The sequence below is a fragment of the Buchnera aphidicola (Aphis gossypii) genome, from assembly GCF_013394915.1.
GTDB lineage: Bacteria > Pseudomonadota > Gammaproteobacteria > Enterobacterales > Enterobacteriaceae > Buchnera > Buchnera aphidicola_AZ.
The window spans coordinates 213,025-239,593 of sequence record NZ_CP056771.1 but is presented as its reverse complement, the minus strand read 5'-3'; the positions used below and the strand labels follow the sequence as shown (position 1 = coordinate 239,593).

Below are 26,569 nucleotides of genomic sequence, written 5' to 3'. Positions count from 1 at the left end.
TAATGCTTTATACATATTTATGTTAGTATTTTATGGTATTCATTATATGGGGCTGTTCTGGATTCGACAAAATTATCAAAAAAATAAAGTGCATGCCGAGGAACGGTTTGCCTCGTAAAAAGCCGTAAAAAATAGCTGCAAATAACAAACAAAACTACGCATTAGCAGCTTAAAAAACTGTTCTAATGCCCTTTATTCTCAATATTATCTCTTTTATAACGAGAAATTATTAAAGGTTTATTGATTAAAGAGAAAACGTGAAATAAATCTTAATAATAACACGAAAAAATATTTTTAAGATATATTCCTAAAATTGTGTTTTTCTAAATTAGGAAAAGAACTTAATACCAAGAAAAAATAAGCATGTAGTATCTTTATTTATAGAAATTTTGGACGCGGGTTCAAATCCCGCCAGCTCCAAAATTTTAAAATTTTAAAATTATTTAAATTGTTCTAGATTAAAATAACAAACTTTATCGTTTTCAAAAAAAATATTTAATACAATTTTTTTACATATATTTTTTTTAAATCGTTGACAAAAAATATAATGATAAGCATTGTCAAAAGAATCAGAAACTATCGGATCACCAAAAATATAAATTATTTGCTCTCTCGTCATACCTTTATAATTTTTTTTAAATTCGCTTAGATTTAAGTATAATGCATCTATATTATTAGAATTATAACTTTTATTGCCAAAAAATGAACAACTAGTCAGCAAAAAAATTATTAATAATATTTTAATTATAGAAACTTGTATATTCATTAATCAATTATTTCCTAATATTTCATATCGAATATTTTCAACTAAAACTTTTATAGTAACGCTGTTGTACAAAATATAATTAAAAATTTTTTATTAAATTATTTTTATATGTTCCATATGTTAAAAATATTATATAATTCTTAAAAAAATTTTTTAGACCAATTTAGTTTTGAAGTTAAAGTTTTAAAATAGTTATAACTTTTAGGATGCACAAAACTTAAATAATAATTGCTTTTTTGAAGTAAAACATATTCATTTTTATTGATCGGAAAAACTATTTGACTATCACAACTAATTTTTAAACCTTTCTCTAAATCAGAAAACTTTAAACAAATTATACTATCACTGCTAATAACTAATGGTCGAGCTGACAAAGTATGAGGAAACATGGGTGTTAATAATATTGCTTCTAAAGAAGTTACTATAATTGGTCCTCCCGCAGAAAGCGAGTAACCCGTAGAACCAGTAGGAGTTGAAATAATTAAACCATCTGAACGTTGTGAAAAAGCAAATTTTTCGTCAATATAAACTTCAAATTCTATCATATGAGCTACATGTTTAGGATGTAAAACAACCTCATTAACAGCTATACTAGATTTATAAAGCTTTTTTTTATTATAAATTTTTACATCTAATAAGAAACGATGTTCTATAAAATAATTTCCAGACAAAACTTCTGATAATTTTTTAAATCGATTATCAGGATTTAAATCTGTTAAAAAACCTAAATTGCCTCGATTAATACCAATGATTTTAATATTAAAATATGATAAAATTCTAGCAGTACATAATAAATTTCCATCTCCACCAATTACTATAGCTAAATCGCAAAGTTGACCAATTTCTATTAATGTAGCAGTTTTTGGGTTTTTTAACTTTAATTTTTTGGAAATATTATATTCAATAAAAACTTTATAACCTCTTTTAATTAGCCATCTATAAAGCATCTCATGTGTTTTTAATGCATTAGAATGACGAGGGCGTCCAACAATACCGATACAATTAAAATATTGTTTCATTAAATTAAAATTCCTAATGAATATATATAATTAATACATGAATCAACTTAAAAGACATATCAATAAATCTATATTTAACTAATCAGTAATGTTCAAAACGGTGATATTATGGATACTGAAGAAAAACAACCAAAAAATAAAAATATCGAAAAAAAAGACATAAAAAAAGAAATTGAAAAAAAAATACATGATACTTCTGAAGTTGAAAAAAATAATACAAATCAATTAAGCGAATTAAAAGAAAAGATATTTAATAATCAAAAAAAAATACATGATATACAATTAAGACATTTAGCTCATATAGAAAACATTAAAAAAGATGCTGAAATAAAAATAAAAAATATCAAAAACATAAAAAAAGAAGAATTTTTTAAAAAAATTGTTCCTATCATTGATGCGCTAGAAGATACTTTATCTTTATCTAAGAAATTAAATTTAGATGAAAAACCATTAGTACAAGGAATAAAATTAATATTAGAGTCTTTATTTAAAATAATATATAAATTTGGAGTAAAAAAAGAAGGCAAAAAAAATGAAATTTTTAATCCAAAAATTCATAATATTATATTAACCGAAAATTCAACAGAAATACAACCTGATCGTATTATTTCAATAAAACGAATAGGTTTAAGCTTTAATAATATTGTTATTCGAAAAGCATTAGTAAAAATTTCTAAAATTTAAAAAATTTATATTTCTAATTAAAAAAATTACACTATTTAAGATAAAAAATAGAAAAAATTTTTAAATTTTTTCTATTTTTACATATAAATCTAAATATCAAACCAATTAATTTCTTTTTTTTTACATTTAGTTAATATTTTATTAGTTTTAGAAAAATGTTTGCACCCAAAAAAACCTCGATTAGCTGATAATGGAGATGGGTGGGATGATTTTAAAATATAATGTTTATTTATATCAATTAAGTTATATTTTTTATGAGCATTGCCCCCCCAAAGTAAGAAAACAATAGATTTTTTATATTGGCTAATACAAGAAATTACTTTATTAGTAAATATTTCCCATCCTATATTATTATGAGATTTTGGTTTTCCTGACTCAACCGTCAAAATAGTATTTAACAAAAAAACTCCTTGTTTTGCCCAATTCTCAAGACAACCATGGTGAAATATATATCTTTTTTTAAAATCATTATTTAATTCTTTATATATATTTTTTAAAGAAGGTGGTATATTTTTATTTTTAGGCACTGAAAATGCTAAACCATGCGCTTGATTTTTTGAGAAATAAGGATCTTGACCAATAATAACTACTTTAATTTCATCAAAAGAAGTTAATAAAAAAGCATTAAACATATCTTTTGAAGAAGGATATATTATTTTTTTTAAACGTTCTTTTTTAATGTAATTAATCATATCAAAAAAATATTTTTTTTTTTCTTGAGATAAAATATCTTTCCAAGTTAAACTAGTATTCATAAATAACTCTTTTATCAATTAATTAAATAAAATATTTTTTAAAAAAGTAGAAATTTAATTATATTTCAAAATAAAAGGAGAAAAAAATGGTTTTAGTCACAAAAAAAGCACCAAATTTTATAGCTCCAGCAATTTTAGGTAACGGTGAAATCACAAATACTTTTGATTTTAAAAAATATTCTAACGGTCAATCAGTGATATTGTTTTTTTGGCCTATGGATTTTACTTTTGTATGTCCTTCTGAAATCATGGAATTTAATAAATCTTATGAAGAATTTCATAAACGAAATGTAAAAATTGTAGGTGTTTCTATTGACAGTGTTTTTGTTCATCAAGCATGGCAAAACACCGCGCCTAAAAATGGTGGAATTGGAAAGATTAAATTTCCAATGATATCTGATATTAAACATGAAATTCAAAAAGCTTATGGAATTGAACATCCAACATTTAATATAGCACTAAGAGCTTCATTCTTAATCGATGCAAATTGGACAATACGTCATCAGGTTGTTAATGATCTTCCATTTGGACGCAATATAAATGAAATCATACGAATGATAGACGCTATAGAATTTCATAATAAATATGGAGAAGTATGTCCTGCGAATTGGGAACCAGGAAAAGATGGAATAACTACTTCTTTAAAAGGAATTTCTTCATATTTAGACAAACATTTTTCTTAAAAATTATTTTTTATTTTAAAGTCAGCAAAAAATATGCTGGCTTTATTTAAATTATTGAATGCAAAATAATTTCTACGTAAAATATTTTAACAATTAAATAAAATTATCATCATTTATATCGCTTATTATATCATTATTTATATCACTATTTCCTTCTGAATTGCTTATTTCATCAATATACTCATCGTTAAAATTAGATGTATTTTCAGAGATATCAAAAGAGCTTTCATCATTATTGTTATAATCAACTAAATTGTGTTCAATATTGCTATGAAATTCACTGTCTTCTATATTAGATATAGAAGATTCATTAATGGTATCAAATACCTCTTCTTCAGGTTTGCTATGATTAAAAATATTCATCAACATATTACCTAAAACCATTCCTCCTGCTACACCAGTTGCTGTTTGCAAAGCATTTTTAAGAAAACCATTGCTAGCACCACCACTGTTACTTGCACTATTACTCATAGTTGAAGGAGATACTGGTAAAGGATTATACGATCCTGTAATATTTTGATTACTTTTCCAAACATTGTTAGACCTTTCTGAAGGAATTGATTCTTTTTTAAACAAATTAGATAAGAAACTTGATTTTTTATTCGGTTGATTTAATTTTAAATCTGATATCTTTTTATTTAATTCTTCAACTTTTAAACTTAGTTTTTTTATTGCTGTTTCTTGAATCAAAATTGTTTGTGTCATGTAATAAGAAGAATATGGTTGATTTTTTACTAAATCTTGAATTAAACTATTTGCTTCAGTATCTCGTTCAAAAGAATTTAATTCAGTTTTTTTTAAACGACAAAATAAATTTTCTATTAATTTTTTTTCTGCATCTTTCATAAAAAAATCTCATATTTAATTATACTTAAAAAATATTATTTTTAATATTGATAAATATTAATAAAATAATTTTAATAAGCTATTATTTTAATACTTTCATTTGAAATAAACAATATAAAATATATTTTTAACATATTAATAATTAAATAAAAATATTTTAAATTTAGAATTTATTTCTTTCAATGCATCTAATATTTTAATTATGTTATAATTTTCACTTAATTTCATCAAATTTAAAAGAGAAAATAGTTACTATGAAAGAACTTGCACGAGAAATCATACAAGTTAATATTGAAGAAGAATTAAAAAGTTCTTATTTAGACTATGCGATGTCTGTTATAGTTGGAAGAGCTTTACCTGATGTTCGAGATGGTCTGAAACCCGTGCATCGAAGAATACTTTTTGCAATGTACATATTAAACAATGATTGGAATAAGTCATATAAAAAATCTGCTAGAATTGTAGGTGATGTAATTGGGAAATACCATCCACACGGAGATTCTGCAGTTTATGATTCAATAGTTCGAATGGCTCAAAATTTTTCATTAAGGTATATGTTAATAGATGGTCAAGGAAATTTCGGATCAGTAGATGGAGATGCGGCAGCAGCAATGCGATATACAGAGATTCGTATGTCTAAAATTGCTCATGAGCTGTTATCAGATCTTGAAAAAGATACTGTTGAGTTCATACCTAATTATGATGGAACTGAATATATCCCTGAAATATTGCCATCTAAAATACCGAATCTTTTAATTAATGGATCATCTGGAATAGCTGTTGGAATGGCAACAAACATTCCTCCTCATAATTTATATGAAGTAATTAATGGATGTTTAGCATATATAGAAAACAAAGATATCACCTTAAAAGAGTTAATAAAACATATTCCGGGTCCAGATTTTCCAACTGCAGGAATTATTAATGGAAAAAAAGGAATTGAAGAAGCGTATCGTACTGGAAAAGGCAAAATTTATATTCGAGCACGCAATAAAATTGAAAGAAATCAAAAAAACAACAAAGAAAGTATTATTTTTTATGAAATTCCTTATCAAGTTAACAAATCACGTTTAATAGAAAAAATAGCAGAACTAGTAAAAGATAAAAAAATTGATGGCATTACAGCTTTACGTGATGAATCTGATAAAGATGGGATGAGAATTGTAATTGAAATTAAAAAAGAAACTTTATCAGAAATAATTTTAAACCAATTATATGCTCTTACTCAATTACAAATATCTTTTGGGATAAATATGGTTGCATTATACCGAGGACAACCAAAAACTTTATCTTTAAAAGAAATAATTAAACATTTCATATTGCATAGAAAAGAAATTGTAACACGTCGTAGTATTTTTGAATTAAAAAAAACACTAAAACGCACTCATATTCTTGAAGGGCTAAATGTTGCTTTAATGAATATTCATGTGATTATTGACTTGATAAAGAACTCTAGAAATTCAATAGAAGCTAAAAAACTTATTATAGAAAAAAAATGGACAAATAAAAGTATAAAAAATAATAATCAAAAAACTATAGAAACAAAAGAAAAAAATCAAAAAAAGAATTATTACTACTTTAGTGAAAAACAAGTACAATCAATTTTAGATTTAAAATTACAAAGATTGACTAATTTAGAAAAAGATAAAATTATTCTAGAATATAATAATTTAGTAAAAAAAACTATAGAACTTGAAGAAATCTTAAAAAATCCAAATCGCATGCTTTCAGTAATTAAATCAGAATTATTATTAGTGCAACACAACTTTCATGATAAAAGAAAAACAGAAATAATTGAACGTCACACTGATATTAACATTGAAGATTTAATTAACCAGGAAGATGTAGTAGTTACATTGTCTCATTCAGGATATGTTAAATATCAGCCTATTTCTGATTATAATGCCCAAAAAAGAGGAGGAAAGGGAAAATTAGCTGCTAAAACCAAAGAAGAAGATTTTATACAAAATTTAGTTATTGCAAATACGCATGATACTATCTTATGTTTTTCTAGTCGAGGCATTTTATACTGGATGAAGGTATATCATTTGCCAGAATCTAGTAGACATGCAAAAGGTAGACCTATAGTGAACTTATTACCATTAACTAGAAAAGAAAGAATTACCGCTATTTTACCTTTTCACGAATATAAAGATAACCTTAATATTTTTATGGCCACAGCTCAAGGCGTAGTAAAAAAAAGTTCTTTAAAAAATTTTCAAAAACCTAGATCTACTGGAATTATAGCTATTAATTTAAGATCTAATGATGAATTAATTGGAGTTGCACTGACTAATGGAAATAATAATATTATGTTATTTACTCAAAATGGAAAGGTGGTTCAATTTTCAGAAAACAGTGTAAGAACGATGGGAAGAACAGCTTCTGGGGTAAGAGGAATAAAAATCTTAAAAAACGATAAAGTAGTTTCATTAATTGTACCAAGCGAAAAAGAAAGTATTTTAATAGCAACTAATAATGGGTACGGAAAACGTACAAAAATCTCTGATTTTCCAATTAAATCACGTGCAACACAAGGTGTTATTTCAATAAAAATAACGAAAAAAAAAGGGAAAATTATTGGAGCTATACAAGTAGTAGAAAAAGATCAAATTATGATGATTACTAACGCAGGAACATTAGTTAGAATTAGAGTTTCTGAAATAGGAGTGTTAAAAAGAAATACACAAGGTGTAATTTTAATAAGAACATCAAAAAATGAAAAAGTTGTTGCTTTACAAAGAATTGTAGAGCCAATTATATAAGCTACACAGTAAATTGCGCAATATAATGTATTGATAATAAAAAAATTATAAAAAAGTGATATTTTATGTTAAAAATTTAAAAATTTTTATATAAAATTGTGTTTGTGAAAACAGGTTAAGTAAATATGAAAAATAGTCTATTTGTGACTAAACGAAATGGAAAAAAAGAAAAAATAAACTTAGATAAAATTCATAAAGTTTTAAATTGGGCTGCTAAGGGGTTAGAAGATATATCTGTTTCTCAAGTAGAGTTATGCTCACGCATCCAATTTTATGACAACATAACGACCGTTAATATACATGAAACAATTATTAAAGCAGCAGCAGATTTAATATCTCAAGAAACACCTGACTATCAATATATGGCTGCAAGACTTGCCATTTTCCATCTTAGAAAAAAAGCTTACGGTCAATTTGAACCACCAATGCTATACAACCATGTAAAAAAATTAGTAAATTTAGGGAAATACGATAAAAATTTATTAAGAGATTATTCTTTTAAAGAATATGAAATAATGAATTCTTTTGTTGATCATCATCGTGATATGAATTTCTCTTACGCTGCTGTAAAACAATTAGAAGGAAAATACTTATTACAAAATCGTATTACTGGAAAAATTTATGAAAGTGCACAATTTTTATATATTTTAATATCTGCATGTTTATTTTCTAAATACCCTAAAAATATTCGAATGAATTATATTCAACGTTTTTACAATGCTATTTCTACTTTTAAAATTTCATTACCTACACCAATAATGTCAGGTGTAAGAACGCCAACTCGTCAATTTAGTTCTTGTGTTTTAATTGAATGTGCAGATAATTTAAATTCTATTAATGCAACAACAAGTTGCATTGTCAAGTATGTTTCACAAAGAGCAGGAATTGGAATTAACGCTGGTCAAATTAGAGCTTTAGGGAGTTCAATTAGAAATGGAGAGGCATTTCATACAGGATGTATTCCTTTTTATAAACATTTTCAAAGTGCTGTTAAATCTTGCTCACAAGGAGGTGTTAGAGGCGGTGCAGCAACAGTATTTTACCCAATATGGCATCTTGAAATTGAAAATTTATTAGTTTTAAAAAACAATCGGGGTATTGAAGAAAATAGAGTTCGTCATCTCGATTATGCTGTTCAAATCAATAAATTAATGTATCAAAGAATGTTATTAGGGGAAGATATCACATTATTTAGCCCTTCTGATGTCCCAGAATTATATGAAGCTTTCTTTTCTGATCAAAAAAAATTTCAATCAATATATATTCAATATGAAAAAAATAAAGCTATAAGAAAAAAAAATATCAAAGCGATTGATTTATTCTCTTTAATTATGCAAGAGAGAACTTCTACTGGTCGTATTTACATACAAAATGTAGATCATTGTAATTCACATAGCGCATTTAATCCTAAATTAGCTCCAATAAAACAATCTAATTTATGTTTAGAAATTACATTACCTACAAAACCATTAAATGATATTTATGATGAAAATGGAGAAATAGCACTTTGTACATTGTCAGCTTTAAATCTAGGTTTGATTAAAGATTTAAAAGAACTTGAAGAGTTATCTATTTTATCTGTACGAGCATTAGATGAGATATTAGAATATCAAAATTATCCAATAGTCTCAGCGAAAAATTCTTCTCTTTCCAGACGTTCTTTAGGTATCGGTGTAATTAATTTTGCATATTATTTAGCTAAAAACAAAGTTCGTTATTCTGACGGTAGTGCAAAAAATTTAACACATAAAACTTTTGAAGCAATACAATATTATTTGTTGCAAGCGTCTTGTGAGTTAGCTAAAGAAAAAGGATCATGTATATTATTTCATCAAACAAATTATTACTTAGGTAAGCTACCAATAGATACATATAAAAAAGATATAGATATTATATGTAATGAACCATTGCACTTAAATTGGGATTTACTACGAAAAAACATTAAAAAGTATGGCTTAAGAAATTCTACTCTATCTGCTTTAATGCCTTCGGAAACATCTTCTCAAATCTCTAATGCTACTAATGGTATTGAGCCTCCAAGAGGATTTATAAGTATAAAAGTATCAAAAGACGGGATGTTGAGGCAAGTAGTACCAGAATATAAAAAATTAAAATTTCAATATGAATTACTTTGGAATATACCAAATAATACTGGCTATTTAGAGTTAGTAGCTATTATGCAAAAATTTATTGATCAATCCATTTCTGCTAATACTAATTATGACCCAAAACGCTTTACAAATGAAAAAATACCTATGAAACAACTATTATACGACTTACTTATAGCATATAAATTAGGAATTAAAACTTTATATTATCAAAATACCAGAGATGGAGCTGAAGATAATTATAAGTTCTATCAACATACAAAAAACAAAGAAGACAATTGTCCAAGCGGTTCTTGTATTATATAATCAATTGTATAAATTATAAAAATTTATTTTAGGCGTAAAAAAGTGTCTTATACAACATTTTCAAAGAAAAAAAATAATCAACTAATAGAACCTATGTTTTTTGGGCAACCTGTTAATATAGCTCGATATGATCAACAAAAATATAACATTTTTGAAAAGTTAATTGAAAAACAACTTTCGTTTTTCTGGAGACCAGAAGAAATAGATTTGTCACAAGATCGAATAGATTTTCAAAATCTTCCTTCACATGAAAAACATATTTTTATCAGCAATTTAAAATATCAAACATTACTTGACTCAATTCAAGGGCGCAGTCCAAATATTGCTTTTTTACCTATTATCTCTATTCCTGAATTAGAAACATGGATTGAAACATGGTCGTTTTCAGAAACAATTCATTCCCGCTCTTATACTCATATAATTAGAAATATAATAAATAATCCATCAATTATTTTTGATGATATCATAACTAATAAGAATATTAATGAAAGAGCAAAAGACATTTCTACTTATTATGATGAGCTTATTAATATGACTAGTTATTGGCATTTATTAGGAGAAGGAAATCACACTGTTAATGAAAAAAAAATTTTTATTAATTTAGATATATTAAAAAAAAAATTATACCTTTGTTTAATTAGTGTTAACGTTTTAGAAGCTATTAGGTTTTATGTTAGCTTCGCTTGTTCATTTGCATTTGCAGAAAGAGAAATTATGGAAGGAAATGCAAAAATTATTAGATTAATTGCAAGAGATGAAGCGCTGCATTTGACCGGAACTCAACATATTTTATATTTATTAAATAATAAAAAAAACAACGAAAATATGAAAAACATTGTTAAAGAATGCAAAGAAATGGCAACTCAAATTTTTATATTAGCTGCAGAACAAGAAAAAAAATGGGCGGAATATTTATTTCAAGACGGTTCTATGTTGGGTCTAAACAAAGATATACTTTGGCAGTATATAGAATATATTACTAATATTCGAATGGATGCAATAGGTTTAAAAATGCAGTTTGAAAAAAAATCAAATCCTATTCCCTGGATCGATTCTTGGTTAAATTCAGATTATATACAAAATGCCCCACAAGAAACTGAAATTAGCTCTTATTTAGTAGGTCAAATTGATTCCAAGGTATCTAATCAAGAATTTAAAAAATTTAAATTATAAAATGAATTATTCTACTATTGAAATATTAAATAAAAAAATTATTGTTTATAAAGAAAACGTTTCTATATTATCTACTCTAAAAAAAAATGATATACATATAGCATATCAATGTAAATCTGGGTATTGTGGAGCATGTCGCATAGAAATAATAAAAGGGAGCATTATTTACTCAATAAAACAGCCTATAGCTGCTTTATTTAAAATAAATGAAATTTTTCCATGTTGTTGTCAACCAAAAGGAAATATTACAATCAAAATATAATTAAAATAAATTACGACTGAATTGCAGTTAAAGCAATAGTATAAACAATATCTTCAATTGATGCGCCTCTTGATAAATCATTTACTGGTTTTCTTAATCCTTGCAACATAGGTCCAATACAAATTAATCCTGAAGAACGTTGTACTGCTTTATAAGTTATATTACCAGAGTTTAAATCTGGAAATATAAAAATATTTGCAGATCCTAGAATTGATGAGTTTGGAATTTTTAATTGAGCAACTTTTCTTGAAATAGCTGCATCGTATTGGATAGGTCCTTCAACAATTAAATTAGGTTGTTTTAATTTAATAATAGAAGTCGCACTTCTAACTTTTTCTACTTGCATACCGTAACCAGAATACCCACTAGAATAAGATAACATTGCTACACGTGGTTCTATCCCAAAGGTTTTAGCTGAATTAGCAGATTGAATTGCAATTTCTGCTAATTCTTCTGCTGTTGGGTTTACGTTGATTGCGCAATCGCCATAAATATATACTTCTTGAGGGAATAACATAAAAAATATTGAAGACACCAAAGAATAAATAGGATTCGTTTTAATAATTTGTAATGCTGGGCGTATAGTATTAGCCGTAGTATTTATTGATCCAGAAACTAATCCATCTACTTTATTGCATTCTAATAACAATGTAGCTAAAACAGTATTATCTTCTAATTGCTTTGTTGCAGAAGATTCAGTTATACCTTTATTCTTTCTTAACTCTAATAATCTTGAAACGTAGTTTTCTCGTATTATATCAGGATCTATTATTTGAATATTTCTATTTAAATAAATTTCATTATCACGAGCTATTTTAAAAATTTTTTTTTCATTGCCCAACAATACACATTCTGCAATTCCTAAATTATTAGATATTAAAGCAGCTTTTAATATTCGAGGCTCATATGATTCTGGAAGTATAATTTTTTTTATATTTTTTTTAGATAAGATTTTTAAACGATAACAAAATTCTTTAGGTGAATATTTTTTTTGATGATTAACTGAATCATATGAAAAAATATTTAAATTAATATTTTTTAGATAGCTAGAAGTATGTTTTAGTATTTTATCAATATATTTTTTATCGTAAAAATTAATATTAAAATTAAATTTTTGTAATCTCGAAAGAGTTGTTATTGTATTTGCGTTGATAAAAAAAATAGGAATATTAAAATCTTTTAAAACATTTATCAAATACAAAATTTTTTTCACAACTTGACATTTACCTGTCAAAAGGACGCCACTAATTTTATTTATTTTTAATTTGAGTAATAAATCTTTAATAAATGTTTCCAAGCGACTTAAACACACAAAAAATAAAGCATTTTTATAATCTTTTATTGTTATTTTTGTATAATTTTCATCAAATATTATTATTTTTTTTACAATAGAATTTTTTATATTTTTTGTATTAATGATTTTTGCATCTAAAAAATTACAAATTTCTATTATAGATGATTTTAATAAGTGTTTATTCCAAGGAATAAAATGGAATATAGAAAGAAATTTATCTTTTAAAAAAATGTCATGTTTAATATCGAAAGAAATTTGATTTTTTTTTAAATTATATATAACGTTTAGCTTTTCTACAAAATTATATTGTTTTTGTATAAAAGGAGAGTTTACATTATTAATAATAAAACCTAAAACATATCTATATTGATTAAATTTTAAAAATATTTTTATTTTATTTTTTTTTTGATGAACACCTTCTAAAGAGTAATCTTTTAAATTATCTAAAAATATTACTTCAGCATTGATATTTTGAGAAACTTCATAATTTATCTTATCAGCATCAGGATTTTTATTTCTATTGATACCTTGAATTAAAATAAATCCATTAATATCTTTTTTTTGATAACATTGATCAATAACTTCATTCACAAGCATATGGTATTGATTAGAGTTAAAACATTCATTTGAAAAATCTATATTTTTCAATGTAATTATATCGTCTAAAAAATACTTTTTAACAATAAGTTTAGTTTTATCTATTGAACTATTTATGAGAGAAAAGTAAAAAAAAGATTTAAAAAAATTGTTTTTTGTTTTTTTGCTAATTAAATTAATTAAACTTAAAGTTATAGTTGTTAAACTAATATCTTCACTTAAAGGTACTAACATTATAATACGAATCATAATATTCTTACTATCTTGAAATGTTAAAATTTATAAATAATTACATTGAACTAATTATTTTCATTGTTTTTTTTGCTATTAATAACTCTTCATCTGTAGGAATGACTAAAACAGGAATAGAATTCTTTATAGTAATTGAACCACTCTTGCCATTTTTAATTAAAAAATTTTTTTTTATATCAATTTCTAAACCCATTAGATGTAATTTTGACACAGTGATTTGTCTAATTAATGATACATTTTCTCCAATACCACCAGTGAATACGACTGCATCTAAACAATTGTCCATTAAACAGATATAAGAAGCAATATATTTAGATAATCGATGGCAAAAGATATCTACAGACAGCTTTACTAACTCATTAGTAGAGTAATTTTTTTCAAGATAACGAAAATCACTACTTTTTTCACTTAATCCCAATAAACCAGATTCTTTATTTAAAATTGTGTTAATTTTTTCAATACTTATACCAATTTTTTGATTCATAAAAAAAATAATAGAAGGATCTATATCACCACTTCGAGTGCCCATTACTAAACCTTCTAGAGGTGTTAAACCCATCGAAGTATCCACACACACTCCATTTCGAATTGCAGAAACAGAGCATCCATTTCCCAAATGACATGTTATAATATTAAGTGAAGTAAAATTTTTATTTAACATGACAGACGCTTCATGTGAAACATAATCATGACTAATCCCATGAGCACCATAACGGCGTATATGATATTTCTTATAAAAAACATAAGGAATAGCGTATAAAAATGAAGTTTTAGGCATTTTATGATAAAAAGAAGTATCAAAAACTGCTACATTTTTTTTTGATAAAGCAGGAAATTTTTCTATTGCTATTTTAATTCCTATTAAATTTAAAGGATTATGTAATGGTGCAAAATGAGCAGATTCTTTAATACAATTAATAATTTCATCATTAATCAAAACAGATTGATTTATTTTGTTGCCACCATGAACAACTCTATGCCCTATTCCAATAATACTATTATATATATCCTGTTTTTTAAATAAGACTTGATTAAAAATAAAATTTAAAGCATTTTCATGAGATATATAAGCGCCTATATATTTTTTATATTTCACTCCTAAATATTTCCATTTAATATATGTTTTTTCTAAAAATAGGCATTCTACTAAACCAGATAAGTACTTTTTTTTAGTTTGTGGATTTAATATAGAAAATTTGATAGAAGAACTTCCACAATTTAGTACAAAAATTAAATTATTCAATATTTTTTACCAATTTGTTATTAAATTTAAAAAAGTAAAAATAATTTTTTTTATATGATATTTTAAAAATTATTAACTTTAATATATAATATACATAATAACTAATTTTAAACAAAATAACCTAATACAAAATAAATATTTTTATCATATCTCAACTAATTTATAAACAAAACAAAATATGACATTACAAAAAAAAATTATTAAACTAACCAATGTGAAGCCAAATATTATACCAAAAATAGAAATTGAAAATCGTATTATAAACTTAAAAAAATATTTACTTCAAAATATTCATTTAAAATCTTTAATTGTAGCTATTAGTGGAGGCCAAGATTCAACATTAACAGGCAAATTATGTCAAATTGCTATAGAGCAATTACGTAAAGAACGAAAAAATAAACTATATAAATTTATTGCATTAAGATTACCATATGGCACTCAAAAAGACGAAGAGGATTGTAAAAAAGTTATAAATTTTATTAATCCAGACCAAACTTTTACAATTAATATAAAAAAAGCTGTTTTAAGCAGCGAATTATCGTTAAACATAGCAGGAATAAAAATTTCAGATTATGTTAAAGGAAATGAAAAAGCAAGGGAAAGAATGAAAGTGCAATATAGCATCGCTGCAATGCAAAATGGAATAGTTGTAGGAACAGGAAATGCAGCAGAAATAATCACAGGGTTTTTTACTAAACATGGAGATCATGGAGTAGATGTTAATCTTATATCTCAACTCAATAAAAAACAAGTTCAATTATTATTAAAAGAGTTAAATTGTCCTAAATGTTTATATCTTAAAACACCGACAGCAGACCTTGAAGATAATAACCCACAGCAACCAGATGAAATTTCTTTAGGTGTTAAATATAATACAATAGATGCATATTTAGAAGGAAAAAAAATAAATATATTAGAAAAGAATATAATTGAAAAACTTTATTTTAATACACAACACAAAAGAACTATATTTAACATTGGATAAATTTTAGTTATAATTAATGTAAGATCATTTTTTTTTGTTCAATTGCATGTATTTGAACTTTGATGATTTCACTGATAGGATCTTCTGGACAATTTTCAACAAAATAAAGCAAATCTTTTAAAGCAACATGATTGCAGTCTAAATTAGCATAAATTAACCCCCTATCACGGATTTCGTATGGATCATTAGGATCTATTTGTAAAAGAACATTACTTACATTTAATGCTAATTCCATATTTTTTTCTTCCATTAAAGCTGATTTTAAAGTATTTAACATTTTTCTAAAAATAGTAATAGATTCTGCTTGATATAGATCATTTTCATATAACTCAGCTGTCGGACTAATATTCCCTTTTAACCATACTTCTAGTGTATGCTGATCTAATATTTCACCATTAAATGGATTAATAAGCCACTTTTTTTTATCTGACCAATCAGCTCTTAATATGAGTTGCGTAGGAAACGCTACAGGATTTAATGGCAATTGTAATTCTTTTGCAATATGCAACAAAAGAACACCTAAAGATACAGCAGTACCATGTTTAGTTTTTAATACATTATCAATCCATAATACATCTGAAATTTTATAAATACCACTTGCTCCGCCAAAACTCCACTTTTTATAAAACAAATTTAATAACTTTTTTAATTTTTTATTTGGCTCAATTTCAGATGAAATATAAAATTTTGCTTCCTTAATTTTATTGCACATATCTAAAACTACAGAATCTATAGGAAAATCTTCTCGAATAAAACGAGATGCAGATATAATAGAGTCAAATAATGACAACTTAGATAAATTATTTTTTGAAAAAGATTTCATATTATTATACTAATATTTATAAGAAATAAAAAAATTAAAATATATTTTATAATATTTCAACAAAAAGATATTTGATTCTTATTTTTTAAATTTAACATTTTTATGCAATATTTTAAAAATATTACTATTTTTTTTGTCCAATAGTGACACGATCATTGCCCCCATAATCTTTGTAAGATTGTATGCTAAAAAAATTATATTTTTTAAATAAATATTGAACTTGTAATTTTTGTTTCCATCCATGTTCAATAAAAAGCCAACCTTTACAAAATAAGTAATTTTTGGATTTTTTTATAATTAATTCAATATCTTTTAATCCATTGTTTTTTGACAATAACGCATTAACTGGTTCAAAAGCAAGATTTTTTTTAAAAATTTTCATTTCTTTTAAACTAATATATGGAGGATTGCTTACAATAATATTAAATTTTTTATCTATATGTGAAAACCAATCGCTATAAAAGAAAACAACATTGTTTAAACTTAATTCTAATGCATTTGTTTTAGCTATTTTAATGGCTTTATGTGAATTGTCAACAGCTTCAATCTGAAAACTTGAACAAACACTTGCTAGAGCTAATGCAATAGCCCCGCAACCAGTTCCTAAATCAAGAATGTGTGTTTGATCACTATCGATCTTAGATAACACTTTTTCAATTAAAATTTCTGTATCAGGTCTAGGAATTAAAGTATCTGGAGATACTTTCAAAGATAAAGACCAAAAGTCTTTTTTTCCTAATATATAAGCCATAGGTTCTCCTTTTGATCTTCGATCAACGAAATTCTTTAATATTTTTTGATTAAATTTATTTAATTCTATTTGATCAAAAACTATAATCCAAGAACGTGAACGCTTTAATACATGACTTAATAATATTTCTGCTTCAAATCGAGGATATTCAAAATTAGAAAAAATTTTAATTGTTTGTTTTAACCATTGATATATTTTCATAATTTAAACTTAGATAAAGTAGATAGCATATCTGCTTGATATTCTTGAGTTATTGGTTTAATAAGAAAATCTAATTTTCCTTCCAAAACTTCATCTAATTTATATATAGTTAGGTTAATTCTATGATCTGTAATTCTATTTTGAGAAAAATTATATGTTCTGTTTCTATCTGATCTTGAACCACTACCCAATAAAATTCGTCTTGTAGAAGAATTTTCTCGTTTACTTTTTTCTAATTTTTCAGCGTATAAACGAGCAGACAAAATAGATAAAGCTTTTGCTTTATTTTTATGTTGTGATCGTTCGTCTTGGCATTCTACTACATGTCCAGTAGGAAGATGAGTAATTCTGATAGCTGAATCAGTAGTATTAACGTGCTGACCACCAGCTCCGGAAGAACGAAATGTATCAATTTTTAAATCAGATGAAATAATTTCTTCTTTTTTTGTTTTAGGTAGAACAGGCATTACCGCAACAGTACAAGTAGAAGTATGAATTCTGCCTTGTGACTCAGTTTCCGGAACTCGTTGCACACGATGCCCCCCTGATTCAAATTTTAATTGACCTGAAGCACCTTTTCCGGTAATTTTAACAATTATTTCTTTAAATCCTCCTTTTTCATTTTCACTGGAACTTATTATTTTTGTTTTCCACATATAACTTTCAGCATATCTTATGTACATTCTACATAATTGACCTGCAAAAATAGAAGATTCATCTCCACCTGTAGCCGCTCGAATTTCTATTAAACAACTATGCTGATCATTAGGATCTTTAGGTAATAGTAATATTTGAATTTTTTTCTCTATTTTTTTTTTTTGTTGTTTAAGTATATAATATTCTTCTTTTGCCGCATCATGAACTTCTTTATCATCAAACAAAGAATTAACATTTTTTATATCATGCTCTATTTTTTCCCATTTAATAAAATATTGAACAACTTCAGAAAGTTTTAAATATTCTTTAGATAAAGTTCGTAACTTATTTTGATCAGATATAATATCTTTTTGAGTAAGCAGCAACTCAATTTCTTGAAAGCGATATTTTAAAGATTTTAATTTATTAACAATAGACAAGTTCATATAATATTATCCTTTTTAAAATACAATAAAACAACTTAAAAAAAATATTTATATACTTTAAATAAAAACAAATAATATCTTTTTAATAATAAAAAAAATTAAAATCTTCTAATTAAAATGATTATATCATTTTTGATAATTTTAAGTATAATTTCAATAAATATTAACATAAAAATAATTTTTTAAAAATACAAACAAAATGACATATATATGGCCTTCTCCTGCAAAAATTAACTTATTTTTATACGTTACAGGTATGCGTTCAGATGGTTATCATTATATCCAAAGTTTATTTCAATTTCTTAATTATGGCGACACATTAAAAATAATTGAAAATAACACTGGGAATATTGAATTATTTACTGAGAAAAAAACAATTTTAAAAAAAGAAAATACTATTATTAGAGCGGCAAAATTGTTAAAATCAAAAGCATTATATTATGAAAAAACTAATTGCCATACTCTTGGAGCAAAAATATTCTTAAATAAAAAAATACCTATGGGCAGTGGATTAGGGGGGGGATCATCTAACGCTGCGACAGTTTTAATTGTATTAAATAAGCTATGGAAAACAAAATTTACATTGGCAGAATTAGCTAAATTTAGTATTAAAATAGGATCAGATGTTCCAGCGTTTATCATGGGTAAAACATCTGTTATTGAAGGAATAGGTGAAATATTACATCCTATTCAAAGAAAAGAAAAATGGTATTTAGTTGTTTATCCTAAAATTCATATTTTAACAAAAAATATATTTTCTAGTTCTTTAATTAAAAGTGAAGCTCAAAAAAAATCAATAAAATTACTTTTGCAATCTCCATTTAGTAACGATTTTGAAAATATAGTAAGCAATAAATTTAAAAAAATAAAAAAATTAATTTCTATACTATCTCTTTATGCACCTGCTCGAATGACTGGAACAGGATCCTGTGTTTTTGCAGAATTTGATGATAAAATATCTGCACAAAAAACATTTTCTTTACTTCCTCAAAATGTCAAAGGATTTATTGCTAAAGGTATGAATACTTCGTCATTACATCGTGTTTTTTATAAAAGAAAGACTCATGTTTTTAATTAAAATCAATATTAAAATAAAAATAAAAAACAAGGTTTTTTATGCCAGATATGAAATTATTTGCTGGAAACTCTATTCCAAAACTAGCAAAATTTATTGCTCATCGACTTTATATAAATTTAGGAAATGCATCTGTAGGACGATTTAGCGATGGCGAAATTAGTGTTCAAATTAATGAAAATGTTAGAGGAAGTGATGTCTTTATCATTCAATCAACTTGTTCTCCAACAAATGATAATATTATGGAACTTGTTGTAATGATAGATGCTTTAAGAAGAGCTTCAGCTGGTAGAATTACTGCGGTAATTCCATATTTTGGATATTCACGTCAAGATAGGCGCGTACGATCTGCTCGAGTCCCAATTACAGCTAAAGTTGTAGCTGATTTTTTATCTAGTATAGGAGTAGATCGTGTATTAACAGTAGATTTACATGCTGAGCAAATTCAAGGTTTTTTTGATGTACCTGTAGATAATGTATTCGGTAGCTTAATTCTTTTAGAAGATATGTTGCAGAGAGAATTAAAAAATCCGATTGTTGTATCACCTGATATTGGCGGAGTTGTCAGAGCCCGAGCAATTGCAAAACTTCTTTATGATACTGATATGGCGATTATAGACAAAAGAAGACCCCGTCCTAATATTTCTCAAGTTATGAATATTATTGGAGATGTTGCAAACCGAGATTGTATTTTAGTTGATGATATGATCGATACTGGAGGGACACTTTGTAAGGCTGCAGAAGCTCTTAAAGAAAGAGGAGCAAAAAGGGTTTTTGCATATGCTACACATCCCATTTTTTCAGGCAAGGCATCGGAAAATTTAAAACATTCTGTTATCGATGAAGTAGTTGTTTGTGATACTATTCCATTGCAAGAAAGAATTAAATTATTACCAAATGTACGAACACTCACATTAGCTGGAATGTTAGCAGAAGCTATAAGACGAATTAGTAATGAAGAATCTATCTCTGCAATGTTCGAACATTAAAAATATTCCTAAGCACACTATATTGTAATAACATAATGTGCTTAGTATTGTATAGAATAAAAATATTAAAACTTATGATTTAAAATCACTATAAAAAATAAATGAATAAAAAAAGATTTTTTTGATAAATTTAAATAGATAGTACTGTTGCATTTATAAATAAAAAATAGTATAAAAAAAACAAATGTTATACCCCGAAGCAAACCAAATATACCCCCTAAAATCATATTGATATATAACAATTTACATGTTTTAATTATTTTATTAGAAATAAAATTTAACAGTATTTTAACAGTAAAAAAAAAAATAATAATAGTTGAAATTACTAAATAGTTTTCATTTTTTAAAAAAACATTAGAATAAAATTTACTAAAATACATATAATTAGCAAAAAAATAAACAAAAAATACCCAAAATAAAGTAGATATTAAATTTTTTAAAAAACCTTTAAATATTCCTAAAAAAAAAGAAAAAGAAACAAAAATAAGAATGATAAAATCTATTAAAATCATAGTTTTCCAAAAAAAAAATAATATTTTTATTTTATCATTATATTTCTTTATTTTTGATAGAAATAAATTCTGAAACAGTTATAAAAGATCCAAAGACTAATACTACATCTTTTTTATTTATTGCTTTTTTTAAACTCTTCCAAGCATGATCAATGCTATGAAAAAAAAATGTATTCTGAGCAGGTAAATTTTTTTTTAGCTGATTCATAGTAGCACTTCGATTTATAGGTAAAAGAGAGGCATACCAATAATAAACTTTATCTTTTAGCGGAGAAATAATTGATAAAATATCTTTATCTTTTAATACACCAAATATGACGTATAATTTTCCTTGTATATCTATTTGATTAATTTTTTTAGCAAGATATGAAGCAGCATGAAAATTATGTGCAACATCAAGAATAATAACTGGAAAATAAGAGATAATTTGAAATCTTCCCTGTAATTGTACTTTAGATATTGAATTTCTTAATATTTTTCTATTAATTGTAAGATTAGAATAAAATAATGCTGATAAAGCAATCGCAGCATTTGATAATGGTATTTGTGGTATTGGTAAGTTATATAATTGTATATTTGAATGAATTAAATCCCAATTGTTACTATGCTCTTTCCAACGCCAATCTCTATTAATTATTTTTAATATTGTCTGGCTTGTTTTAGCTGCTTGATATATAGAAATTGGAAGATTTTTTTCTCCAATTACAGAAATTTTATTTTTCCTAAAAATCCCTGCTTTTTCACGGGCTATACTAAATCGATTTGAACCTAAAATAGAAGTATGGTCTATGTTGATATTAGTAATAATAGATATATTTGAATCTATAATATTAGTTGCATCTAGTCTTCCTCCTAAACCAACCTCCAATATAATAACATCTAAGGGGTACTTTTTGAATAAAAATAAAGCTGCAAGCGTAACAAATTCAAAATAACTTAAAGAATGATTTGATTTAACAGAATATACAGCAAAAAAAGCGGAAACATATTGTATCTCACTAACATATAATCCGTTAACTCTAACACGTTCTGTAAAATTTAAAAGATGTGGAGAAGTATATAAACCCACTTGATATCCTGAATCTAATAATAGCCTCTCTAACATAGCACAAGTTGTTCCCTTTCCATTGGTTCCACCTACAGTAAAAAAAAAGGATTTTAAATTTAATAAATTCAATTTTTTTGCAATATTTTTAATCTCTGTTAAGTTAGTTTGATTTTTTTTTTCTAATTTTTCTAAATATTTAATCCACATAGAAAAAGAAAAATTTTTTTTACACATATTTCCAGCTTATTTTAAAAAACTTGGTATTTTATATGCATTATAAAAATATTAATAATTATTACGATACTATTTGTTTTTAATAAAAGTAACATTAATTATAAATGCAGTAATTAAAATTATTAATATAACAATAAATGTAAGAAAAGTTGAAATAGTTATAAATTTTTCAAATATTATTTTTAATCCTATTAACATTAAAATAAATGATAAAGCATATTCTATCATAGGAAATTGATTAATCATTGGAGCTATAAATAAATACATAGATCTTAAAGCTAAAACTGCAAAAAGATTGGATGACAAAACAATAAATAAATTTTGAGTTATAGAAAAAATAGCAGGTATACTATCTATTGAAAATACGATATCACTAAATTCTATAAAAATTAAAGATACAAATAAAGGCGTAAAAAATGTTTTATTATTTATTTTTAAAAAAAAATTTTTACACTCAGCTTCATAGATTATTGGAAATATTTTATAAATCCAAAGAAAACTTACATTTTTTTTATTTTCTTTTTTGTTTGATGTAAACAATATTTTTAAACTTATCCATACAAAAAAAATGCCAAAAAAATATAAAATCCAATGATATTTAGAAAGTAAAAAAACACCTAAAAAAGAAAATATAACACGTAATATTAAACCTACTAATAACCCATAGAATAAAATTTTTTTTTGACAAGAAACTGGTACTTTAAATGATTTAAAAACTAAAAACCAAATAAAAACATTATCTAAGGAAAGTATAATTTCCAATAGATAACTTGTTAAAAAACAAATAATGTTTTTATCTGCAATATTAACGCTACTATTTTTATATATTACAAACCATAGTACAGAAACAAACAAAAAAAAAGAAAAAAAATAAATAAAAATTCCACGATATAAATGAAAAAAATTTTTTATTTTATTTAAAAAACTAGATTTTTTTAAAAAAAAAATAATTAAAATTAAAAAAAAACCGAAAAATAATAATGGAGCGAGAAAAAAAATAATCATTAAATCTCTCTTTGTTTAATTAAAATTTATTTAAAAAAAATTGTTTACTATTTATAAATTAATTAAAAAAATAGATACCATTAATTGAATATGAACTATGTAGTTAAATGTAAAAAATATATTATTGGACTTGGAAATAATCCTAATATTAATAGCATCATTCCAGAAAATAATACTAAAATTTTAGACGGAATATTCATGCAAATATTAGGTTTAAATTTATTATCAATTAATAATTGATTCGATGGTTTTAAATAAAGATTAATAATTAATCTAAAATAACCGTATAAACCTAATATAGTTCCAAATAAAAAACTTGTTCCAATTAACCATAAATGATTTTGTATTATAATAGATAAAATATAAAATTTTCCAATAAAACCTAAAGTTATAGGAATGCCCGCTAGAGAAAGCAAAACAATTGTCATAATAAAGCTTAAAGCAGGTTTTGACCAAAACAAACCTCTATAAAAATCAATTAAATCTACATCATTATCTGAATGGGAAAACAAATGAATAATACCAAAATATCCTATATTAACAAATAAATAATTAAAAAGATAAATTACAACGGTTTCTAAAGAAAGAACATAATTATTTTTTAACACAAGCAAAATAATTAATAAATAACCTAGTTGCGAAATTGATGAATATCCAAAAAATCTTTTAATATTTACTTGAAAAATAGCCATTAAATTACCAAAAAATATAGAAAAAATACTTATTAATAATAATATTACATATAACATTTTATTATTTTCTATAAAATTATATGAAAATATATTTAATAAAACACTAAAAAGAGCTACTTTTCCAGAAACAGAAAAAAACGATAAAATTGAAGATGGTGTTCCCTGATAAACATCAGATGTCCATAAATGAAACGGAACTAAGGACAACTTAAATAGAAAAGAAAATAATACCATTACTATTCCAAACAATAAAACTAACTTTTCATGATCAGATGCTAATAATAAAGCATGATTAATTGAAAAAATACTTAAATCCCCAGAAATAGCATATATCCAAGAAATTCCGAGTAATAAAAATGAAGAAGATATTGCAGATAAAATTAGATATTTAAAAGATGCCTCTAAAGCATAATTTACATAGTTTGAATATGCAATTAAACCAAAAATAGGTAATGACATCAATTCAATACTAATAAATATTGATGACATGTTATTTGAAATAGTTAAAAGAATTGAACCTAACGTTGAAAGAAGAAGAAGTAAATAAAATTCTTCTTTATTAAAAGGGTAATTTAACAACCATGAGTATGAAAAAACACAAGTAGCAATGCTAGATATTAAAATAATAGCAATATAAAAAATAGAATATTTATTAATATAAAATAAAATACTAATATTTATAGGAACAATTGAAATTAAAAAATATAATGAAAATAACGTTATAATTAAAAAAGATGCACTTAATACAGCAACCAAAAAATGATTTCGATTACAAGAAATAGAAAATATGAGTATTACCAAACCTGCTATTAAAATCAACAAAGGCAATAAAGCAGTTAATTCTCGTAGATTTATTATCATTGTTTATTACAACCTTGTCTTTGAAATAGAATTCATAAATTTTTCTTGAAAACAATATATAGAAGATATAGTATCTTTTGAAATATTTAATATTTTTTTCGGTGTTAACCCTACGAAAAGTAACGTAAAAATTAATATTATTGAAATTCCAAATTCTTTTATGTTAGGAAATATTATGGAATTTTTTTGTTTAGACGGTCCATAATAAATTCTCTGCATCATATATAAGGAATAAATAGAAGAAAAAACAATACTTATTATAGCAATAATAGATACAATCGAGTATGTTTTAAAAATTCCAAATAAAATTAAAAATTCACCAATAAAATTTCCTGTTCCTGGGAGCCCTAAATTTGCTAAAGAAAAAAATAAAGAAAAAGCAGGTATCCAATAAAAATTGGACCAAAATCCACCCATTTCGAGAATATTTTGAGTTTTAAAATATTTATAAATTTGACCTGATAAAACACATAAAGCCGCTGTAGATAAACTACTAGATATGATTTGTATAACTATTCCCTGAAAAGCAATTTCACTATTACTATAAATAGCAATTAAAATTAGCCCCATATGAGAGATAGAAGCATATGCAATTAAACGTTTAATATTCGTTTGAGAAAAAGCAAGAAAGGATCCATAAAAAATGCTAAATAAACCTAAAAAAATTGCAATAGGAGAAAATTTTTGCATTACACTAGGAAAAAGCGTTAGATTATAACGAAAAAGTGCATAAGGCGCCGTTTTTAATAAAGCTCCAATTATGTCTATAGCGCCACAATATGAAGACTCTGCGTAAAAATCCGGCAACCAACTATGCAATGGAACAATAGGCATCTTAATAATAAAAGCAATAAAAAAAGCTAGCATGATAATATATTCTACGTTCGGACTAATAGAATTAAATAGCAATAAGTTATAATTAAATGTAAAAATATTAGTTTTTTGATAATAGCTAAAAACTAAAAACAAAGTTGATATTAGTACTAATAAACCAGATATTTGAGAATATATAAAAAATTTATTTGCAGCATTTATTGCGTGGGTTTTATCTTTTTTATTATTCCCCCATAGTGCAATTAAAAAATAAATTGGAATTGATACAATTTCCCAAAAAAAGAAAAACAAAAACAAATCGCAAGCAATAAAAGTACCTATAATTCCAGTCAAAGCCAGCATTAAATTAAAATAAAAAAACCCTTCGTTTTCTTTCACTTCATTCCATGCAGATAAAATAGCAATAATTCCTAAGAAAAAAGTTAAAAATAACATAACAATCGAGAAACTATCAATAGCTAAATGAAATTCAATCCCAAATCTTGGAATCCAGCTAAGTATTAATTCATAATTCCAATTAGGATAACTATTTATTTGATAAGTATATAAATTTCCAAAAAACCATAATTTAATAGAAATCAAAAACGTCAATATTATACTTAGTATAGCAACATAACGAGGCGCGCATTGTTTTAATTTAGAAGAAAAAAATGAAATAATACTACCAAAAAGTGGAATGATAACTAATAAAGAAAGCAACATCAGAGATATATTCCTATAATTT

The 26,569-nt window shown here is 24.7% G+C and carries 23 protein-coding genes and 1 other RNA gene; 10 read left to right on the top strand and 14 right to left on the bottom strand.

Going from position 1 to position 26,569, the window contains the following annotated elements; all coding sequences use genetic code 11:
* Window positions 1-48: 48 nt before the first annotated feature.
* Window positions 49-423, top strand: a transfer-messenger RNA (tmRNA) gene (gene ssrA / locus HU701_RS01155).
* 16 nt (window positions 424-439) lie between these two features.
* Here the strand turns inward: ssrA and bamE are convergent.
* Both bamE and nadK read right to left on the bottom strand, forming a co-directional pair.
* Window positions 440-766, bottom strand: a complete 327-nt coding sequence (bamE, locus tag HU701_RS01150; protein ID WP_178919080.1) for an outer membrane protein assembly factor BamE domain-containing protein — start codon at window positions 764-766, stop codon at window positions 440-442.
* 140 nt (window positions 767-906) lie between these two features.
* The gene (nadK, locus tag HU701_RS01145; RefSeq protein WP_158346171.1) at window positions 907-1,785 is read right to left on the bottom strand and encodes an NAD(+) kinase; all 879 of its coding nucleotides are present in this window, start codon (window positions 1,783-1,785) and stop codon (window positions 907-909) included.
* Between the two features lie 108 nt (window positions 1,786-1,893).
* On the opposite strand from nadK, the gene grpE reads away from it, so the two are divergent.
* Window positions 1,894-2,469 carry a nucleotide exchange factor GrpE gene (gene grpE, locus HU701_RS01140; protein ID WP_178919078.1) on the top strand — a complete coding sequence of 192 codons (576 nt, stop codon included), beginning with the start codon at window positions 1,894-1,896 and terminating at the stop codon, window positions 2,467-2,469.
* An 89-nt stretch (window positions 2,470-2,558) separates the two neighbouring features.
* Here grpE and ung read toward each other — a convergent pair whose 3' ends face one another.
* Window positions 2,559-3,224: a uracil-DNA glycosylase gene (gene ung / locus HU701_RS01135; protein WP_158346167.1), complete on the bottom strand. Its 666-nt coding sequence runs from the start codon at window positions 3,222-3,224 to the stop codon at window positions 2,559-2,561.
* An 86-nt stretch (window positions 3,225-3,310) separates the two neighbouring features.
* Here ung and HU701_RS01130 point away from each other — a divergent pair, with 86 nt between their 5' ends.
* Window positions 3,311-3,907 carry a peroxiredoxin C gene (locus HU701_RS01130; protein ID WP_158346165.1) on the top strand — a complete coding sequence of 199 codons (597 nt, stop codon included), beginning with the start codon at window positions 3,311-3,313 and terminating at the stop codon, window positions 3,905-3,907.
* A 93-nt stretch (window positions 3,908-4,000) separates the two neighbouring features.
* Here HU701_RS01130 and HU701_RS01125 read toward each other — a convergent pair whose 3' ends face one another.
* A complete protein-coding gene (locus HU701_RS01125) occupies window positions 4,001-4,753 on the bottom strand; it encodes a DUF2076 domain-containing protein (RefSeq protein ID WP_178919076.1) in 753 nt (250 codons plus the stop codon).
* A 254-nt stretch (window positions 4,754-5,007) separates the two neighbouring features.
* Here HU701_RS01125 and gyrA point away from each other — a divergent pair, with 254 nt between their 5' ends.
* The 4 genes from gyrA (at window position 5,008) to yfaE (ending at window position 11,367) form a co-directional block, all read left to right on the top strand.
* Window positions 5,008-7,518 carry a DNA topoisomerase (ATP-hydrolyzing) subunit A gene (gyrA, locus tag HU701_RS01120; protein ID WP_178919073.1) on the top strand — a complete coding sequence of 837 codons (2,511 nt, stop codon included), beginning with the start codon at window positions 5,008-5,010 and terminating at the stop codon, window positions 7,516-7,518.
* Between the two features lie 125 nt (window positions 7,519-7,643).
* The gene (gene nrdA, locus HU701_RS01115; RefSeq protein ID WP_178919071.1) at window positions 7,644-9,932 is read left to right on the top strand and encodes a class 1a ribonucleoside-diphosphate reductase subunit alpha; all 2,289 of its coding nucleotides are present in this window, start codon (window positions 7,644-7,646) and stop codon (window positions 9,930-9,932) included.
* Between the two features lie 42 nt (window positions 9,933-9,974).
* Entirely contained in the window at window positions 9,975-11,105 is a 1,131-nt protein-coding gene (nrdB, locus tag HU701_RS01110; protein ID WP_158346157.1) for a class Ia ribonucleoside-diphosphate reductase subunit beta, read from the top strand.
* Window position 11,106: 1 nt separating this feature from the next.
* Window positions 11,107-11,367: a class I ribonucleotide reductase maintenance protein YfaE gene (gene yfaE, locus HU701_RS01105; RefSeq protein WP_158346155.1), complete on the top strand. Its 261-nt coding sequence runs from the start codon at window positions 11,107-11,109 to the stop codon at window positions 11,365-11,367.
* 10 nt (window positions 11,368-11,377) lie between these two features.
* Here the strand turns inward: yfaE and pta are convergent, their stop codons facing one another.
* Together pta and HU701_RS01095 are read right to left on the bottom strand one after the other, a co-directional pair.
* Entirely contained in the window at window positions 11,378-13,507 is a 2,130-nt protein-coding gene (gene pta, locus HU701_RS01100; RefSeq protein WP_178919070.1) for a phosphate acetyltransferase, read from the bottom strand.
* Between the two features lie 40 nt (window positions 13,508-13,547).
* On the bottom strand, window positions 13,548-14,753 hold the full coding sequence (locus HU701_RS01095; protein WP_372675467.1) for an acetate kinase: 1,206 nt from the start codon (window positions 14,751-14,753) through the stop codon (window positions 13,548-13,550).
* 178 nt (window positions 14,754-14,931) lie between these two features.
* Here HU701_RS01095 and nadE point away from each other — a divergent pair, with 178 nt between their 5' ends.
* Complete coding sequence (gene nadE / locus HU701_RS01090) at window positions 14,932-15,738, top strand: ammonia-dependent NAD(+) synthetase (RefSeq protein WP_158346149.1); 807 nt, start codon at window positions 14,932-14,934, stop codon at window positions 15,736-15,738.
* 13 nt (window positions 15,739-15,751) lie between these two features.
* Here the strand turns inward: nadE and sirB1 are convergent, their stop codons facing one another.
* From sirB1 to prfA, 3 genes are all read right to left on the bottom strand, one after another.
* Complete coding sequence (gene sirB1 / locus HU701_RS01085; RefSeq protein WP_158346147.1) at window positions 15,752-16,561, bottom strand: invasion regulator SirB1; 810 nt, start codon at window positions 16,559-16,561, stop codon at window positions 15,752-15,754.
* Between the two features lie 124 nt (window positions 16,562-16,685).
* Window positions 16,686-17,513 carry a peptide chain release factor N(5)-glutamine methyltransferase gene (gene prmC, locus HU701_RS01080; protein WP_178919069.1) on the bottom strand — a complete coding sequence of 276 codons (828 nt, stop codon included), beginning with the start codon at window positions 17,511-17,513 and terminating at the stop codon, window positions 16,686-16,688.
* Window positions 17,510-18,595: a peptide chain release factor 1 gene (gene prfA, locus HU701_RS01075; protein WP_158346143.1), complete on the bottom strand. Its 1,086-nt coding sequence runs from the start codon at window positions 18,593-18,595 to the stop codon at window positions 17,510-17,512. The genes prmC and prfA overlap by 4 nt, the downstream gene beginning before the upstream one ends.
* Before the next feature lie 199 nt (window positions 18,596-18,794).
* Between prfA and ispE the strand changes: the two genes are divergently transcribed.
* Both ispE and HU701_RS01065 read left to right on the top strand, forming a co-directional pair.
* Window positions 18,795-19,673 carry a 4-(cytidine 5'-diphospho)-2-C-methyl-D-erythritol kinase gene (gene ispE, locus HU701_RS01070; RefSeq protein WP_158346141.1) on the top strand — a complete coding sequence of 293 codons (879 nt, stop codon included), beginning with the start codon at window positions 18,795-18,797 and terminating at the stop codon, window positions 19,671-19,673.
* Between the two features lie 38 nt (window positions 19,674-19,711).
* The gene (locus tag HU701_RS01065) at window positions 19,712-20,659 is read left to right on the top strand and encodes a ribose-phosphate pyrophosphokinase (protein WP_158346139.1); all 948 of its coding nucleotides are present in this window, start codon (window positions 19,712-19,714) and stop codon (window positions 20,657-20,659) included.
* Window positions 20,660-20,724: 65 nt separating this feature from the next.
* Here the strand turns inward: HU701_RS01065 and HU701_RS03120 are convergent, their stop codons facing one another.
* From HU701_RS03120 to HU701_RS01040, 5 genes are all read right to left on the bottom strand, one after another.
* Entirely contained in the window at window positions 20,725-21,171 is a 447-nt protein-coding gene (locus HU701_RS03120; protein ID WP_158346137.1) for a CvpA family protein, read from the bottom strand.
* Between the two features lie 37 nt (window positions 21,172-21,208).
* Window positions 21,209-22,453: a bifunctional tetrahydrofolate synthase/dihydrofolate synthase gene (folC, locus tag HU701_RS01055; RefSeq protein WP_178919068.1), complete on the bottom strand. Its 1,245-nt coding sequence runs from the start codon at window positions 22,451-22,453 to the stop codon at window positions 21,209-21,211.
* Between the two features lie 69 nt (window positions 22,454-22,522).
* A complete protein-coding gene (locus tag HU701_RS01050; protein WP_158346133.1) occupies window positions 22,523-23,458 on the bottom strand; it encodes a TerC family protein in 936 nt (311 codons plus the stop codon).
* Window positions 23,459-23,553: 95 nt separating this feature from the next.
* The gene (locus HU701_RS01045) at window positions 23,554-25,011 is read right to left on the bottom strand and encodes an NADH-quinone oxidoreductase subunit N (RefSeq protein WP_178919067.1); all 1,458 of its coding nucleotides are present in this window, start codon (window positions 25,009-25,011) and stop codon (window positions 23,554-23,556) included.
* 6 nt (window positions 25,012-25,017) lie between these two features.
* Entirely contained in the window at window positions 25,018-26,547 is a 1,530-nt protein-coding gene (locus tag HU701_RS01040) for a complex I subunit 4 family protein (RefSeq protein ID WP_178919066.1), read from the bottom strand.
* Window positions 26,548-26,569: the final 22 nt, after the last annotated feature.

Bases quoted from the DNA above. Each gene is read 5' to 3' on its own strand.
- HU701_RS01050 (WP_158346133.1), bottom strand. From the start codon at position 23,458: ATGATTATTTTTTTTCTCGCTCCATTATTATTTTTCGGTTTTTTTTTA.
- ispE (WP_158346141.1), top strand. From the start codon at position 18,795: ATGACATATATATGGCCTTCTCCTGCAAAAATTAACTTATTTTTATAC.
- HU701_RS01065 (WP_158346139.1), top strand. From the start codon at position 19,712: ATGCCAGATATGAAATTATTTGCTGGAAACTCTATTCCAAAACTAGCA.
- gyrA (WP_178919073.1), top strand. From the start codon at position 5,008: ATGAAAGAACTTGCACGAGAAATCATACAAGTTAATATTGAAGAAGAA.
- HU701_RS01045 (WP_178919067.1), bottom strand. From the start codon at position 25,011: ATGATAATAAATCTACGAGAATTAACTGCTTTATTGCCTTTGTTGATT.
- folC (WP_178919068.1), bottom strand. From the start codon at position 22,453: ATGTGTAAAAAAAATTTTTCTTTTTCTATGTGGATTAAATATTTAGAA.
- prfA (WP_158346143.1), bottom strand. From the start codon at position 18,595: ATGAACTTGTCTATTGTTAATAAATTAAAATCTTTAAAATATCGCTTT.
- bamE (WP_178919080.1), bottom strand. From the start codon at position 766: ATGAATATACAAGTTTCTATAATTAAAATATTATTAATAATTTTTTTG.
- pta (WP_178919070.1), bottom strand. From the start codon at position 13,507: ATGATTCGTATTATAATGTTAGTACCTTTAAGTGAAGATATTAGTTTA.
- HU701_RS03120 (WP_158346137.1), bottom strand. From the start codon at position 21,171: ATGATTTTAATAGATTTTATCATTCTTATTTTTGTTTCTTTTTCTTTT.
- HU701_RS01130 (WP_158346165.1), top strand. From the start codon at position 3,311: ATGGTTTTAGTCACAAAAAAAGCACCAAATTTTATAGCTCCAGCAATT.
- HU701_RS01125 (WP_178919076.1), bottom strand. From the start codon at position 4,753: ATGAAAGATGCAGAAAAAAAATTAATAGAAAATTTATTTTGTCGTTTA.
- grpE (WP_178919078.1), top strand. From the start codon at position 1,894: ATGGATACTGAAGAAAAACAACCAAAAAATAAAAATATCGAAAAAAAA.
- prmC (WP_178919069.1), bottom strand. From the start codon at position 17,513: ATGAAAATATATCAATGGTTAAAACAAACAATTAAAATTTTTTCTAAT.
- nrdA (WP_178919071.1), top strand. From the start codon at position 7,644: ATGAAAAATAGTCTATTTGTGACTAAACGAAATGGAAAAAAAGAAAAA.
- nadK (WP_158346171.1), bottom strand. From the start codon at position 1,785: ATGAAACAATATTTTAATTGTATCGGTATTGTTGGACGCCCTCGTCAT.
- yfaE (WP_158346155.1), top strand. From the start codon at position 11,107: ATGAATTATTCTACTATTGAAATATTAAATAAAAAAATTATTGTTTAT.
- nadE (WP_158346149.1), top strand. From the start codon at position 14,932: ATGACATTACAAAAAAAAATTATTAAACTAACCAATGTGAAGCCAAAT.
- sirB1 (WP_158346147.1), bottom strand. From the start codon at position 16,561: ATGAAATCTTTTTCAAAAAATAATTTATCTAAGTTGTCATTATTTGAC.
- HU701_RS01040 (WP_178919066.1), bottom strand. From the start codon at position 26,547: ATGTTGCTTTCTTTATTAGTTATCATTCCACTTTTTGGTAGTATTATT.
- ung (WP_158346167.1), bottom strand. From the start codon at position 3,224: ATGAATACTAGTTTAACTTGGAAAGATATTTTATCTCAAGAAAAAAAA.